At 63.2% G+C, this 14,337-nt stretch carries 16 protein-coding genes; 8 read left to right on the top strand and 8 right to left on the bottom strand.

Annotated elements, in window-relative coordinates:
• Positions 1–121: 121 nt before the first annotated feature.
• From moaB to ACWTU9_RS21615, 6 genes are all read right to left on the bottom strand, one after another.
• Positions 122–676: a molybdenum cofactor biosynthesis protein B gene (moaB, locus tag ACWTU9_RS21590; RefSeq protein WP_455860040.1), complete on the bottom strand. Its 555-nt coding sequence runs from the start codon at positions 674–676 to the stop codon at positions 122–124.
• Positions 663–1,553, bottom strand: coding sequence for a 4-(cytidine 5'-diphospho)-2-C-methyl-D-erythritol kinase (locus tag ACWTU9_RS21595; RefSeq protein ID WP_455860041.1), 891 nt, complete (start codon positions 1,551–1,553; stop codon positions 663–665). The genes moaB and ACWTU9_RS21595 overlap by 14 nt, the downstream gene beginning before the upstream one ends.
• A gap of 26 nt (positions 1,554–1,579) precedes the next feature.
• Positions 1,580–1,765, bottom strand: a complete 186-nt coding sequence (locus tag ACWTU9_RS21600; protein ID WP_455860042.1) for a hypothetical protein — start codon at positions 1,763–1,765, stop codon at positions 1,580–1,582.
• Positions 1,766–1,848: 83 nt separating this feature from the next.
• The gene (locus ACWTU9_RS21605) at positions 1,849–2,706 is read right to left on the bottom strand and encodes a S49 family peptidase (RefSeq protein ID WP_455860043.1); all 858 of its coding nucleotides are present in this window, start codon (positions 2,704–2,706) and stop codon (positions 1,849–1,851) included.
• A 120-nt stretch (positions 2,707–2,826) separates the two neighbouring features.
• Entirely contained in the window at positions 2,827–3,624 is a 798-nt protein-coding gene (locus ACWTU9_RS21610) for a tRNA1(Val) (adenine(37)-N6)-methyltransferase (RefSeq protein WP_455860044.1), read from the bottom strand.
• Positions 3,624–3,848, bottom strand: coding sequence for a putative signal transducing protein (locus tag ACWTU9_RS21615; RefSeq protein ID WP_454573744.1), 225 nt, complete (start codon positions 3,846–3,848; stop codon positions 3,624–3,626). Before ACWTU9_RS21615 ends, ACWTU9_RS21610 begins: the two co-directional genes overlap by 1 nt.
• A 199-nt stretch (positions 3,849–4,047) precedes the next feature.
• Here ACWTU9_RS21615 and ACWTU9_RS21620 point away from each other — a divergent pair, with 199 nt between their 5' ends.
• The 5 genes from ACWTU9_RS21620 to ACWTU9_RS21640 all read left to right on the top strand — a co-directional run bounded on the left by ACWTU9_RS21620 (position 4,048) and on the right by ACWTU9_RS21640 (position 8,948).
• Entirely contained in the window at positions 4,048–5,064 is a 1,017-nt protein-coding gene (locus ACWTU9_RS21620) for a polyprenyl synthetase family protein (RefSeq protein ID WP_454573971.1), read from the top strand.
• 76 nt (positions 5,065–5,140) lie between these two features.
• Positions 5,141–5,809, top strand: a complete 669-nt coding sequence (locus ACWTU9_RS21625; RefSeq protein WP_455860045.1) for a GntR family transcriptional regulator — start codon at positions 5,141–5,143, stop codon at positions 5,807–5,809.
• Positions 5,810–5,961: 152 nt separating this feature from the next.
• Positions 5,962–6,561 (top strand): biotin transporter BioY, encoded by a 600-nt coding sequence (locus ACWTU9_RS21630; protein WP_455860046.1) that lies wholly within the window; start codon positions 5,962–5,964, stop codon positions 6,559–6,561.
• Positions 6,562–6,567: 6 nt separating this feature from the next.
• Positions 6,568–6,984 carry a DUF1284 domain-containing protein gene (locus ACWTU9_RS21635; protein WP_455860047.1) on the top strand — a complete coding sequence of 139 codons (417 nt, stop codon included), beginning with the start codon at positions 6,568–6,570 and terminating at the stop codon, positions 6,982–6,984.
• A 191-nt stretch (positions 6,985–7,175) separates the two neighbouring features.
• Positions 7,176–8,948: a tetratricopeptide repeat protein gene (locus ACWTU9_RS21640; RefSeq protein ID WP_455860048.1), complete on the top strand. Its 1,773-nt coding sequence runs from the start codon at positions 7,176–7,178 to the stop codon at positions 8,946–8,948.
• Positions 8,949–9,008: 60 nt separating this feature from the next.
• Here ACWTU9_RS21640 and ACWTU9_RS21645 read toward each other — a convergent pair whose 3' ends face one another.
• Positions 9,009–9,470 (bottom strand): N-acetyltransferase family protein, encoded by a 462-nt coding sequence (locus ACWTU9_RS21645; protein WP_455860049.1) that lies wholly within the window; start codon positions 9,468–9,470, stop codon positions 9,009–9,011.
• A 192-nt stretch (positions 9,471–9,662) separates the two neighbouring features.
• Here ACWTU9_RS21645 and ACWTU9_RS21650 point away from each other — a divergent pair, with 192 nt between their 5' ends.
• The gene (locus ACWTU9_RS21650; RefSeq protein ID WP_455860124.1) at positions 9,663–10,583 is read left to right on the top strand and encodes a glycine--tRNA ligase subunit alpha; all 921 of its coding nucleotides are present in this window, start codon (positions 9,663–9,665) and stop codon (positions 10,581–10,583) included.
• Positions 10,584–10,666: 83 nt separating this feature from the next.
• The gene (locus tag ACWTU9_RS21655) at positions 10,667–11,353 is read left to right on the top strand and encodes a DUF4328 domain-containing protein (RefSeq protein ID WP_455860050.1); all 687 of its coding nucleotides are present in this window, start codon (positions 10,667–10,669) and stop codon (positions 11,351–11,353) included.
• Here ACWTU9_RS21655 and ACWTU9_RS21660 read toward each other — a convergent pair.
• Positions 11,350–11,520 carry a hypothetical protein gene (locus ACWTU9_RS21660; RefSeq protein WP_455860051.1) on the bottom strand — a complete coding sequence of 57 codons (171 nt, stop codon included), beginning with the start codon at positions 11,518–11,520 and terminating at the stop codon, positions 11,350–11,352. The two genes, ACWTU9_RS21655 and ACWTU9_RS21660, sit on opposite strands and share 4 nt — an antisense overlap.
• Before the next feature lie 313 nt (positions 11,521–11,833).
• On the opposite strand from ACWTU9_RS21660, the gene glyS reads away from it, so the two are divergent.
• The gene (glyS, locus tag ACWTU9_RS21665) at positions 11,834–14,275 is read left to right on the top strand and encodes a glycine--tRNA ligase subunit beta (protein ID WP_455860052.1); all 2,442 of its coding nucleotides are present in this window, start codon (positions 11,834–11,836) and stop codon (positions 14,273–14,275) included.
• Positions 14,276–14,337 lie beyond the last annotated feature (62 nt).

Here is a 14,337-nt window from a genome sequence, read left to right on the forward strand (position 1 = left end):
TCCGTCTCAAGGACCCTGGCGACAGATTACCCGCCTGGCGACCTGCAGGAAATGACCCTTCGAAGGTCCAGACGTCATTCGGCCTGAGATAGGCGGCGCGCGACCGGCACTTTGCCTTGGTTTACGAGCCGGCCCTGCCGCGCTTGAGATGCTCGTCCAGGCGGGGCATGATCTCGACGAAGTTGCAGGGCATGTGGCGATAGTCGAGTTGCGGCTTCAAAATGCCGTCCCAGGCATCCTTGCAGGCGCCGGGCGAACCCGGCAGCACGAAGACGAAGGTGGCGTTGACGACGCCGCCGGTCGCCCGGCTCTGCACCGTCGACGTCCCGATCTTGTCGTAGGAAATGCGATGAAACACTTCGGAAAAGCCATCCATGCGCTTTTCGAAGATCGGCTCCAGCGCCTCCGGCGTCACGTCGCGGCCGGTGAACCCGGTGCCACCGGTGGTGATGACGACATCGATATCCTTGTCGCGCGACCAGCCCAGCACCTTGTCGCGGATTTTCTCGCGATCGTCGGTGACGATGTCGCGGGCGGCGAGAATATGGCCGGCCTCGGTGATGCGGTCGGCCAGCGTCTGGCCGGATTTGTCGTCTGCGAGGCTGCGTGTATCGGACACCGTCAGCACCGCGATGCGCACCGGAATGAACGGGCGGCTCTCGTCAATTTTGGCCATCGGTTCCCTCCGAAGCGATGCTTCGTGTCGCCGCGACAAACCAGTCCGGTTCGCGGCTGCGGATCTCGGCCGCTGCGCGCTTGGCGACATTGCCGGTCTCGAACAGCCCGAAACATGTCGCGCCGGACCCCGACATGCGCGAAAAGCCCGACCCGGCTCTGTTCAGCAGCGAAAGCGCCCTGCCGATGGGTGGCTGTATCGCCTGCGCCGGTGCCCCAAGATCGTTGCGGGTGATCTCCAACCAGTTGCGGACACTGTGGAAGTCGAAGCTGCGAGGCATCGGCGGCAGTGGTTCGTTGTCGCGTTTCTCGAGTGCGTTGAACACGTCCTGCGTTGAGACGGCGACGCCGGGATTGACCAGCACCAAAGCCAGCGCGGGAAAATTCCGCAGCAACGACAGCTCGTCACCAACGCCGCGCGCGACCAGCGGTTTTGCCGCAAGGCACATCGGCACATCGGCACCGAGCGTGAGGCCAATCCGCGCCAGTTCGGCTTCGCTGATGTCGAGACCCCAGGTCTGGACAAGGCCGCGCAGCACCGCCGCCGCATCGCTCGAACCGCCGCCGACGCCGGAGGCGATCGGAAGGTTCTTTTCCAGCCGGATGGCAACCGGCGTGCTTTGCTTGCCGGCCTGCCGGCGCAGCGCCTCGCGCGCCTTCACCACCAGATTGCTGTCGTCGATAGGCACAGACGTCGCGTAGCGGCCCGACACGGCAAGTCGGTCGCTGTCGGCAGGCTCGATCTCGACCCTGTCACCGAAGCGGGTGAAAACGGCGAGACTTTCAAGCAGATGATAGCCGTCGGCACGCCTGCCGGTGACATGCAGCGCCAGATTTATCTTGGCAGGCGCAAGCCATGTCCGGGCTGCGGCATCCACAGTGTCGGCTGCAAGCGGGATGATGCTCAGTCCTTGGCCAGGCGGTATTCGCCGGTCTTCGGATCCTTGACCAGCGTGCCGTTGGTGCCGTTGGCGGCCTGCTTTTCGGTGCGCCGTACCTTGGCGGTCACACGCTCGGCTTCGCGGATGAAAGTTCGGTATCCGAAGTACCCGATGGCGGCGACGGCTGCGAAGAAAATGATCTGTGGCATCTCAAAACTCCTCCCTCGCAAGGCGGCAAAGGCGGCCGGGTCGGGTCAGACAGATTGTTATGCTAGACGCTTTCCCTGGTTTTTCAAAGCCCGAAGCGCGCCCACAATGCGCGTTCTTCCGCCGCATCGATCACGCCGCTTGCCGCGGCGGCAGCAATATCGGGCGCCGAAAAGTTCGAGCCGAACAGGCCGATGCGGCCGAAAAGGCCACGCGGCGCGGTGACCAGCCTGAGCTGGGTTTTCGCGCCGAAGCGGGTCTTCAGCACCGTGCGCATGTCGCTCAACGCATCGACGAGGCCAAGCTCCAGCCCTTTCTTGCCGGTCCAGAACAGGCCGGTGAACAGGTCCGGATCGTCCTTCAGCTTGCTGCCGCGACGCTCCTTGACCAGGTCGATGAATGTCTCGTGCACCTCGAGCTGCAGCGCCTTCAGGCGCTCGACGTCGTCCTTCTTCTCCGGCTTGAACGGGTCGAGCACCGCCTTGTTCTGGCCGGCGGTGTGGACGCGGCGCTCAACGCCGATCTTTTTCATCAGCTCGGGAAAACCGAACGAGGCCGAGACCACGCCGATCGAACCGACGATAGAGGATGGATCGGCAAAGATCTCGTCGCCGGCAACCGCGATCATGTAGCCGCCCGAGGCCGCCACGTCTTCGACGAAGACCAGCACCTTCTTGTTCTTCTCGACAGCGAGATCGCGGATGCGCTTGAAGATCAGCCGCGACTGCACCGGCGAACCGCCCGGCGAATTGATGGAGATGGCGACAGCCGGCGCGTCGAACAGGAATGCCTTTTCGATGAGAGCGGCCGTGGAGGCGAGCGACAGGGTCGGCCGGAATTGGCCGCCGCCGGCCATGATGGCGCCGTGCAGCCTGATGACCGGAATGGTGACGACATTGGAGCGCCAGGATTTCGGCAGCAGGCGGTTGAAAAGGCGTTTCACGATGTGGCTGTCTCCAGTGGCTTCAACGCATGTAGGGATTTGCTGGCCAACGGCAATGCCGCGGTTTTGGGGCGAATGCATGTCGCGTGCAGTAGCTCGCGACACGCCGGCAGCCCAAAATCAATCGCCGAACAGCGACGCCAGTCCGTTGTTGATCATCTCGGTCCTTTCCGACGGGCCGTCGCCCGTCTCGGCGTGCAGCATCAGCGGCGGGCGGATCGACAATTTTCCACGCGCGCCGAGCGCCGCCCGCACGACAATGCGGATTGCGGCTGCTTGCGGGCGTGGATGGACGGCCAGCATCTCGGCGTCGCCGAAGCGGCCGGACAAGGCATCGAGGAGATCGCGGAGCTGTTCAGGCCGCGCGATGACGGCCAGGCCGCCGCGCGGCTTGGCGACGGCGGCCGCACTTCGGATCCAGCTTTCGAACAACCCGTCTTCCATGACATGCGCTTGCCGGCGCAGCGGGTCAGGTGTGGCGCGGTCCTCGGTGGCGTTGAAGGGCGGGTTCATGATGACGAAGTCGAAGGAATTATCGGCAAGGCCGGCCTGCGTGCGCGCCCGGCCCGACAGTGTAACGTCGGCTTTCAGCACCGAAGCGCGGTTGCCGAGATGCGCATTGCCGGGATGGGCGAGTGTGGTTGCCGCGAAACCCGCCATCTCGGTCGAGCGTTCGACAAGCACGACCTGCGCCTCTGGGCAGCGCGACAGCACCGCCAGGCCCGCCGCTCCCGCGCCGGCGCCGAAATCGGCAAGCCGCCCGGCAAAGGTTGACGGTACAGCTGCTGCCAGCATCATGGCGTCCATGCCGGCGCGGTGGCCGGTCGTGGGCTGCACCAGCCAGAAGCGGCCGCGATGGAAGGCATCGACCGTGTGGGCCGGCGTATCGGTGACAGAGGCGGCGCCGGGCACGGCCATTATTTTCGGCGGATTTCGTTGGCAATCCCGGCGTCGGTCAGGATGCGCCGCGCCTGATCGGCCTGGTCGGCATCGACCATAACGCGCTTTTGCAAAAGACCGATCGACCCTTCGAGAATACTCATATTCTGGTCGGCGACGAAAAAGACGATGCCGGCATCGCGCATCAGCGATTCGACAAAAGAGATGATCACGGCATCGTTGGTGCGGATGAGTTCTATCATCGGACGAAGTTCGCAGGTTGTATCGTTGATGTAAACGCTGGAGCATGGTGCCGAAAAGCGTGGAGCGGCTCTAAGGGCTGACATGCCGTCACCAAAGCCGCGCCAATTCGCCTCTTGCCGTGCCCGTATGTGCCGCCCTAGAGTCTGTGGCGGGACCAGGGTGCCGTCGCACGCGTGATCAAGACGGGAGTGTTTGTTGGTGGGTGTCGTTCTCAACATCGAAAACGGGAAGCGGGAACCTGCTTCCATCAAGGATCTCATCGACCTGACATCCGCCGATATGGGCCGCGTCAACGAGTTGATCCTGTCCAAGGCCGGCTCCGACGTCGAGATGATCCCGGAGGTCGCCAACCATCTGATCTCGTCGGGCGGCAAGAGGCTCAGGCCAATGCTGACGCTCGCCGCCGCCCAGATGTTCGGCTATTCCGGCGAGGGTCACGTCAAGCTCGCCACCTCGGTTGAATTCATGCACACCGCCACGCTGCTCCACGACGATGTCGTCGACGAGAGCGGCATGCGCCGCGGCAAGAAGACGGCGCGCATGATCTGGGGCAACCAGGCGAGTGTGCTGGTCGGCGATTTCCTGCTCGGCCAGGCTTTTCGCATGATGGTCGATGTCGGCTCGCTGGAAGCGCTGGACATCCTGTCCAGCGCCGCCTCGATCATCGCGGAGGGCGAGGTGATGCAGCTTGCCGCCGCCAAGAACCTGGACACCACCGAGGACGAGCATTTCGCCGTCATCAAGGCCAAGACCGCGGCACTGTTTTCCGCCGCCGCCGAGGTTGGGCCGGTCATCGCGCTGGCGACGCGCAACGATCGCGCCGCATTGCGCTCCTACGGCATGAATCTCGGCCTTGCCTTCCAGCTCATCGACGACGCGCTGGATTATGGCGGCTCCAGCCAGGAGCTGGGAAAAAATGTCGGCGATGATTTCCGCGAGGGCAAGGTGACGCTGCCGGTCATCCTCGCCTACCGACGCGGCACCAAGGCCGAACGCACCTTCTGGAAACGCGCCATCGAGGACAATGTCACCGACGATGCCGGGCTGGAAAAGGCGATCGGCCTGATGACCCGCCATGGCGCCATTGCCGACACCATCGGCCGCGCCCGCCATTTCGGCGAGATCGCCCGCGACGCGCTGGCGCCGCTGGAAGCGACGCCGCAGAAATCGGCGCTGATCGACGTCATCGATTTCTGCATCAGCCGGGTGAACTGACCGTCGAGCGCGTTTGCCGCGAAATCGCACAGCGGCCGGCTCGACAAAGCGGCGCGCGTCAAATTATCTATAAAACATGGCAAAGACCGCAGACGACACTATCGCCGTGCGCATCAGCAAGGTGCTGGCCGACCGCATCATATCCGGCGCGATCGAACCGGGGGCTCGGCTGCGGCAGGATCATATCGCCGAGGAGTTCCAGACCAGCCATGTCCCGGTGCGCGAGGCCTTCCGGCGTCTTGAGGCACAAGGGCTGGCGATCGGCGAGCCCAGGCGAGGCGTGCGCGTTGCCGCTTTCGATCTCGGCGAGGTCAGGGAAGTTGCCGAAATGCGGGCGGCACTTGAAGTTCTGGCGCTCCGCCATGCCGCGCCGCATCTGACGGCGGCCATTCTCAACCTTGCCGAGGAAGCCACCAAGGCCGGCGACAAATCCCGCGATGTCCGCTCCTGGGAGGAGGCCAACCGCACCTTCCACCGGCTTATCCTGGCGCCTTGCGGCATGCCGCGGCTCATCGCCACCATCGACGATTTGCATGCGGCAAGCGCGCGCTTCCTGTTCGCCGCCTGGCGCTCGGAATGGGAAATCCGCACCGACCAGGACCACCGCGCGATCCTGAGCGCGCTTAGGCAAGGCAACATCGAATCGGCCGCCGCCACTCTTGGCCGGCATGTGCAGTGGATCGGCCAGAAACCGGTCAAGACCGCCTCCGGCAAGATGCGCGAGGCGTTTGCCATCGTTGGCTAGCCGCGCGAGACGTGGACCTACGATCATCGCTATTTCGGTCCGCTCCAAGCCTTTTTCAGGGCGAGGGGTTGCCATCTCTGCGCAAATATGGATTCGATAATAGATCGAACATCAAAATTATCTATAATTTGCAATCAACCAGGGAAGCCGCCATGACCGACATCGCCTTTTCGCCCTCCAAGCCATCCTTCAGCCCGTTGCGCCTGCAGACCCGCTCGCTTGGCTGGCAGGTCGGAGCCGTCGTCCTGGGCACGCTGTTTCTGGCGCTGTCGTCCTACATCGAAGTGCCGATGGTGCCGGTGCCGGTAACCATGCAGACCTTCGCGGTGACGCTGATCGGCGCGCTCTATGGCTGGCGGCTCGGCGCCATCACCATCGCCGCGTGGCTCGTCGAGGGCGCCGTGGGCTTCCCGGTGCTAGCGGGCGGCGCCGCCGGCATCCAGCACTTTGCTGGGCCAACCGCCGGCTACCTCTTCGCCTTCCCGCTTGTCGGCGCGCTTGTCGGCTGGCTGGCCGAGCGCGGCTGGAACGGCAACCGGGTAATGATGGCCTTCGCCGCCATGATCCTCGGCAACCTTGCCTGCCTGGTTCTCGGCACCGCCTGGCTCGCCGTCATGATCGGCCTCGAACAGGCCATCACCTTCGGCTTTCTGCCCTTCGTCGTCGGCGGCTTGCTGAAGTCGGCGCTCGGCGCCGCGACACTCAAGCTGCTTTCGGGCAACAAGGCGGATCCGGCCGCAACCGCGTCCTGAGACCCGATGACCGTCAGGCTGCGCTCCCATCATCTGCTTTGTCTGCTGACCTATGTCGGCAAAGGGTACAGCGCAGCCTTCGTCGCCAATTATGACGCGGTCGCGAAACGTCTTGGCCGGGGCGAGGATGTTCTGATCGTCTCAGGCCCGGACGACATCTGCCAGCCGATGCTCGGGGAGGCCGAGTCCCATTGTTTGGGCGAAAGCGCCGCCGGCCGGGACGAACTGGCGGCACGCGATGTCGGCAAACTGCTGGCCCGGCCGATCCAGCCCGGTTCCCGCTTCAGCCTCGACGCGGCAACGTTGGCCAGCCTGCGCGCGGCCTTTTCAGCCGGTGTGACGCGTCAGGCCTGCCAAGGTTGCGAGTGGGCAGGCCTGTGCACCACTGTCGCAACAGACGGATATCGCGATGTCAGGCTGTAGCTCCCAAGCCTGATCTGCTATTATCCCGAACCGACAGTGTGTGCGTTGCCATGGTTTGTTAATCGGGTGACCCGATTGTGAATTCGGCCCGGATTGAAGCCTGACCCCAAAAAGGCCATGCTTTGTCCGGAAACATCGAGTCTATGGCGGTCCCGCCTATGTGCGGGTTGTGTCTGGCTGAAAGGGATACGATGCGGCAAGGACGTGCGCGCTGGCTCGCGGGGCTGGCAATTGTGGCAGGGATGGCGATTTCTCCGCTGCCCGCCTACGCCAAGGAATCGGCCGACCCGGTCAAGATCACCTCCTTCTCGGGCGCCTATCTCGCCGCCCGGATCGCCGAAGGCGACAACGACCTCGACAATGCCATCGCCTATTACAAGCAGGCGCTGGCGTTCAATCCCGGCGACACCTCGCTGCAGCAAAGCCTGATGCTGTCGTTGATCGCGCAGGGGCGCTTCGAGGAATCGCTTGTCTATGCCGACAAGCTCAAGGAAGTTCCCGATGTCGAGCGCTTCTCGCGGCTGGCGCTGGCGGTTGATTCTTTCCACAAGAAGGATTTCACCAAGGCGCAGTACTGGCTGAAGCTGTCGCTCGAATCCGATCTCGATCGCCTGATTTCCGGCGTCATGTCCGGCTGGGCACAAGAGGGTGCGGGCGACCCAACCGGGGCGATGGCCTCCATCGACAAACTGCAGGGGCCGGACTGGTTCGGCCTGTTCAAGTCCTTCCACCGCGCGCTGATCGCCGATGCCGCAGGCATGTCGGACAAGGCCGATGCGCTCTACGACGCGACCCTGACCGACACCACGGCCGGCGGTGCCGCGCCCGAGACATGGATGCGCAGCGCCCAAGCCTATGCCTCTTTCCTGGCGCGCAAGGGCGACAAGAACAAGGCGCTCTACGTGCTCGACAAGGCCGAGGCCTTCGCGCCCGGCAAGCTCGACATCCAGGCGCTTCGCGACAAGATCAGCAAGGGCGACAAGATCGAGCCCTTTGTCTCCAGCCCGTCGGAAGGCGCGTCCGAAATCCTGCTTGACCTCGCCATCGCGCTCAATCGCGGCGGCGGCGAGCCGTTCGTGCGCCTCTATCTGCAATATGCGCTGGCGCTGAAGCCCGACAGCGACGCCGCTTTGGTGCAGCTTGCCGCCGTTGCGGAGCAGCTGAAGGACGGCGAAGGCGCCATTGCGCTCTATCGCCGCATTCCAGCCTCCTCGCCGCTGAAGGAGCTTTCCGACCTGCAGCTCGGCCTCAACCTTGCCGATCTCAACCGTCACGATGAGGCGATCACCCATCTGAAGGCCTTCGTCGACGCCCACCCAGACGACATGCGCGCCTATCTGGCGCTGGGCGGGGTCTATGCCTCGAAGGAGGATTTCCGCTCCGCCGCCAACCTCTACGACAAGGCGGTCGCGGCGCTGAAGACGCCGACCAATGCCAACTGGAACATCTATTACCAGCGCGGCATCGCCTATGAGCGGCTGAAGGAATGGCCGAAGGCCGAGCCGAACTTCCGCAAGGCGCTGGAACTGTTCCCCGACCAGCCGCAGGTGCTGAACTATCTCGGCTATTCCTGGGTCGACATGAACATGAACCTCAAGGAAGGTCTGGCGATGATCCAGAAGGCCGTCGACCTGCGGCCGAGCGATGGCTACATCGTCGATTCGCTGGGCTGGGCCTATTTCCGCATGGGCCGGTTCGACGACGCCGTGCGCGAAATGGAGCGCGCCGTGTCGCTGAAGCCGGAAGATCCGGTGCTCAACGACCATCTCGGCGATGCCTACTGGCGCGTCGGCCGCAAGCTCGAAGCCACCTTCCAGTGGAACCAGGCGCGCGACCTGAAGCCCGATCCCGATGTGCTGGCCACCTTGCAGCAGAAGCTGATGAAAGGCCTGCCGCCGATCGAATCCAACACCGCGCAGGAAACCCCAAAGGTCAAGCCTGTCGTGCCCGCACCGAAAGGGTGAAACGGCCATACGTCTGATGAAACGGGGCTCGCTGAGCCCCGTTTTCGTTTCAGAACAGCATCAAAAGAGCTTTCGGTAGACGACAAACCCCGAGCGCTCGCCGATCTTGTCGTAAAGCTTCATCGCCGTGTGGTTGGTCTCATGCGTCAGCCAGTAGACGCGGCCCGCCCCGGCAGCTTGCGCACGCTCATAGACGCCTTCGATCAGCGCCCGGCCGACGCCTTTGCCGCGCGACGCCTCATTGGTGAAAAGGTCCTGCAGATAGCAGTTCGGCGAAATCGCCGTCGTGGTGCGGTGGTAGAGAAAATGGACAAGGCCGAGAAGCTTGCCTTCGCTCTCGGCCACCAGCGCATGCATCGGCTCGTAGACATCGAAGAAGCGCGACCAGGTCATTGCGGTGATCTCGCCTGCAAGGGCCGTTGGGCCGGAGCGCTCGTAAAACGCATTGTAGCCGTTCCACAGCGGCAGCCATTGCTCGTAATCTTGCCGGGCGATGGGGCGCACGATGGACTGGGCGGGCATGGCGGAACCTTTGTCGTTGGAACTTGCCCGAGCAAATGGCGCTCAGCGCCGTCCGGCAATGGGCCAGCCGGAAGCAAAGCGTTCAACCTCTGAAGGCACAGTGCGGCAGGCGCTGCCTTGACGCTTGCCGGCCCGGCAACTAGGGAATGGCTTCATTTTTGCGCTTCCGAGGCCGCCGTGTCGACAGACCATATGCATCCCAGCCGTTCGTTCCAGGGGCTGATCCTGACCCTGCACAATTACTGGGCCGCCTATGGCTGCGTGATTTTGCAGCCCTACGACATGGAAGTCGGCGCCGGCACCTTTCATCCGGCGACCACGCTGCGCGCGCTTGGCCCCAGGGGTTGGAACGCCGCTTATGTGCAGCCCTCGCGCCGGCCGAAAGACGGCCGCTATGGCGAAAACCCCAACCGGCTGCAGCATTATTACCAGTACCAGGTGATCCTGAAGCCCAATCCGTCGAACCTGCAGGAGCTCTATCTCGGCTCGCTCAAGGCGATCGGCGTCGATCCGCTGCTGCATGATATCCGCTTCGTCGAGGACGACTGGGCAAGCCCGACGCTGGGCGCCTGGGGGCTCGGCTGGGAGTGCTGGTGCGACGGCATGGAAGTGTCGCAGTTCACCTATTTCCAGCAGGTCTGCGGCATCGAATGCGCGCCGGTGGCGGGAGAACTGACCTACGGCCTGGAGCGGCTGGCCATGTATGTGCAGGGCGTCGACAATGTCTACGACTTGAACTTCAACGGCCGCGAAGGCGCCGAAAAGGTTACCTATGGCGAGGTCTTCCTGCAGGCCGAGCAGGAATATTCCAGGCACAATTTCGAATATGCCAACACCGCCATGCTGCTGAGGCACTTTGAAGATGCCGAAGCCGAATGCAAGGCGCTGCTCGCGGCCGGCGCCCCAGCCTCGAACGACAATCTGCCGATGCACCGCATGGTCTTCCCGGCCTATGACCAGTGCATCAAGGCAAGCCACGTCTTCAACCTGCTCGATGCGCGCGGCGTGATTTCCGTCACCGAGCGGCAGAGCTACATCCTGCGCGTGCGCAATCTGGCGAAAGCCTGCGGCGAGGCGTTCCTGATGACCCAGGCCGGCGGACTGGCGGCCTGACCTGACCGATAAGGTGCTGGCCGCTTGAGCGTCGGCCTTTGCGCGTCTAGCTTGTGCAGGGCGCGGATGAGGAGCGGGCTGACGTGAGCATCTTCAAGGACTTCTCGGCAAGCACCGCTTGGGTGATCCGCATCTTGTGGGTCCTCATAGCGGTCGATGTCATCGCTGTCGTGTCCGGCTATTTCGAGTTCCAGCTTCTGGTCGACATCGGCAGCGGAACTGGAAGCCTGGGTTACGACGTTTCGGCGGCCGCCGATTCGAGCGACAACAGGCAGAGGATTGTCGGCATCATCCAGGTCATTCTCTGGCTGGTGGCGGGAATAAGCATTCTTGCCTGGATAAGGCTGGCCAACAAGAACGCCAGGGCGCTTGGCGCCACGGATATGGAGTTCACGCCCAATTGGGCGATCGGCTGGTATTTCATCCCCGTCGCCAATCTCTGGAAGCCGTATCAGGCGATGGCTGAGATCTGGCGGGCGAGCGGCGGATCGAAAAGCTGGAAGACAGAGTCGGCGCCGGGCATATTGACGATCTGGTGGTTAGTCTGGCTCGCCTCAAACATTTTCGACCGGGTCGCATTTCGGCTCACCATGAAAGCAGAGCAAATCCCGGAACTGCAGAATGCAAGTCTGGCGATGATGGCTTCCGATGTCGTCAGCGTGTTCTTGAGCCTGGCCTTTCTGGAGGTCGTCAAGGATATTTCGCGACGGCAGACGGTCCAGCCGGCGGCAGCAATGGAGAAGATCTCGGAGCAGCCGGATCCCGCCTAGGCGGAAAGGGAAACGGTGTAGATTACGTCAGGCGTGCTCTGGCCGCTCGCCCCAGCCATCGTGCGCATTGCCTGACGCACGCCCGGCATCGAGAAGGCGCCATGCACCTGCGCGGCGAAACAGGCGCTGAGTGCGAGTATCTGGAGAAGTCTCGATGCCGTTTTCATGGTCGTTCAGCCAATAGTTCCCTGCCTGAGCGTTGGTCGCTTCAGCGCTGCGTTTGGTTCATGGAAATCTTTGATCCAAGGACGGGTGGGGTCCGCTCGTCCCGACAGGGCGGTCAAAATTTCTGGAAAGGGTGACAGCGGCCAGCCGAGTTGCTATGCCCCGCGCGGACCATTCTCCCGCACGAGCCGAACCTATGCCTGACCTGCTACTAGAACTTCGCTCCGAGGAAATCCCCGCCCAGCCGTGCGACCGCAGCGCCGGAGGCGCGAGGACGCGCAAACAGAAAAACGGCATGCGGGTGGAGAAGCTCTGATGCCGGATTTGCTGCTGGAACTTCGCTCCGAGGAAATACCGGCCCGCATGCAGCGCAAGGCGGCGGGCGATCTCAGGAAGATGCTGACCGACGGTCTGGTCGAGGCGGGTCTGACCTATGAGGCCGCGCGCGAATACTGGACGCCGCGGCGCCTGGCGCTCGACGTCAGGGGCCTGACCGCGCGCTCGAAGGACATCCACGAGGAGATCAAGGGGCCGTCGACGACGGCGCCGGAACAGGCTGTGCAGGGTTTTCTGCGCAAGGCAGGCCTTGCCTCGGTTACCGAGGCGCATGTCCATTCCGACCCGAAGAAGGGCGATTTCTACGTCGCCCATATTTCGAAGCCGGGCAGGGCGGCGGAAGCAATCATCGCCGAGCTGGTGCCGGCAATCATCCGCAGCTTCCCGTGGCCGACATCGATGCGCTGGGGGCCGGCTTCGGCCAAGCCCGGCTCGCTGCGCTGGGTGCGGCCGCTGCAGACGATCCTGTGCACCTTCGGCCCCGAGACCGAGGAGCCGGTGGTGGTCGATTTCGAGATCGACGGCATTCGCTCCGGCAACGTCACCTACGGCCATCGTTTTATGGCGCCCGGCGAAATCACGGTGCGCCGCTTCGACGATTACGTGACCAAGCTGGAAGCGGCCAAGGTCGTGCTCGATGGCGACCGGCGCAAGGAGATCATCCTGGCCGATGCCCGCAACCTTGCCTTCGCCAACGGGCTCGATCTGGTCGAGGACGAAGGGCTGCTGGAAGAAGTGTCGGGCCTTGTCGAATGGCCAGTGGTGCTGATGGGCGAATTCGAGCAGGCCTTTCTTGCCATACCGGCCGAAGTGGTCCGGCTGACCATTCGCGCCAACCAGAAATGTTTTGTCACCCGGCCACAGGGCGACGGCGAAAACCTATCCAACCGCTTCATCCTCACCGCCAACATCGAGGCCAGCGACGGCGGCAAGGAAATCGCGCACGGCAACGGCAAGGTGGTGCGCGCGCGCCTCTCGGATGCTCTGTACTTCTGGAGGACCGACCAGGGCGATCTGCCCGATCTGGAGCAGCTCGAGGCATCGGCGAGAAAGTTCGGGCTCGATCTGAAAAAGCCGCTCGACCAGCGCATGGCCCGGCTCGACCATCTCAATGTCACCTTTCACGCCAAGCTCGGCACGCAGGGCGAGCGGGTGGAACGGATCAAGCGGCTGGCGCAACAGATTGCCGACAGCCTGTCGAAGCAGCCGAAATTCTTCGACGGCAAGCTTCTGTCGGCCGACGACCTCAACGCCGAGCAGAAATACCTGCGCGAGCGCGCCGGGCGTGCCTCTGTGCTGGCGAAGGCTGATCTGACCACCGAAGCAGTGGGTGAGTTTCCCGAACTGCAAGGCGCCATGGGCCGCAAGTATGCGCTGCTGCAGGGCGAGCATCCGTCCGTCGCCGCAGCCATCGAGGAACACTACAAACCGCAGGGCCCATCCGACCGTGTGCCGACCGATCCCGTGTCGATTGCCGTAGCGCTGGCCGACAAGCTTGATACGCTGGTCGGCTTCTGGGCAATAGATGAAAAGCCGACCGGTTCGAAGGATCCCTATGCGCTGCGCCGGGCCGCACTTGGCGTGGTGAGAATCATCCTGGAAAACAAGCTCAAGCTTTCGCTTGGCACCGCCATTGCGGCGGCAGTCTCCTCCGCACTCGCCGCATATGAACAGCAGGGCGAAGGGGTGGAGAGCCGCGGTGTTGTCGCGATGCTCGACTCCCGTATCCGTGACTACAAGGGAACAAGTCAGCTGTTGTCGGAAGCAAGCTTGATTTCCGACTTGCTGAAGGGTGGGCTGGCCGACGCACGTTCACGGACCTTTGGCTCTGCCGACCAGGAACGAGAGTTCTTCGACGGTCAGCGCATGATGGAATTGGAGGCGTCGCTGTCGCCATTTATTGCTGACCTCCTCGCCTTCTTCCACGACCGCCTGAAAGTCTATCTGCGCGATCAGGGCGCCCGCCACGATCTCATTGACGCTGTGATAACGCCGCAGTCGGACGACCTCCTTCAGATCGTGCGCCGCGTCGAAGCGCTCGGCTCCTTCCTCGACACCGAGGACGGCAAGAATTTGCTCGCCGGCACCAAGCGGGCGGCCAACATTTTGGCCGCCGAGGAGAAGAAGAAAACGGCCATCGCCGCGACTGTTGAGCCGGCGCTGTTTCGCGAGGAGGCCGAGAAGTCGCTGTTTGCCGCGGTGAATCAGGCCGAGAAGCAAGCCGGCGAAGCGATTCAAAAGGAAGACTTTTCCGCCGCCATGCTGGCGCTTAGCGTGTTGCGTGAACCCGTTGATTCATTCTTTGAGCGCGTTCTCGTGAATGATGAGGACCAGGCCGTGCGCGCCAACCGTCTGGCGCTGCTCGCCCGCATCCGCGCAGCCACCGATCAGGTCGCGGATTTTTCCAAGATAGCTGGCTAAGGGGCGGGGAAAAGCCCAGAAAATTTTCTCCGCCGCCAGCGGTTCGAGCCGGCTTACAGTCA

It is taken from the genome of Mesorhizobium sp. 128a (assembly GCF_053848025.1).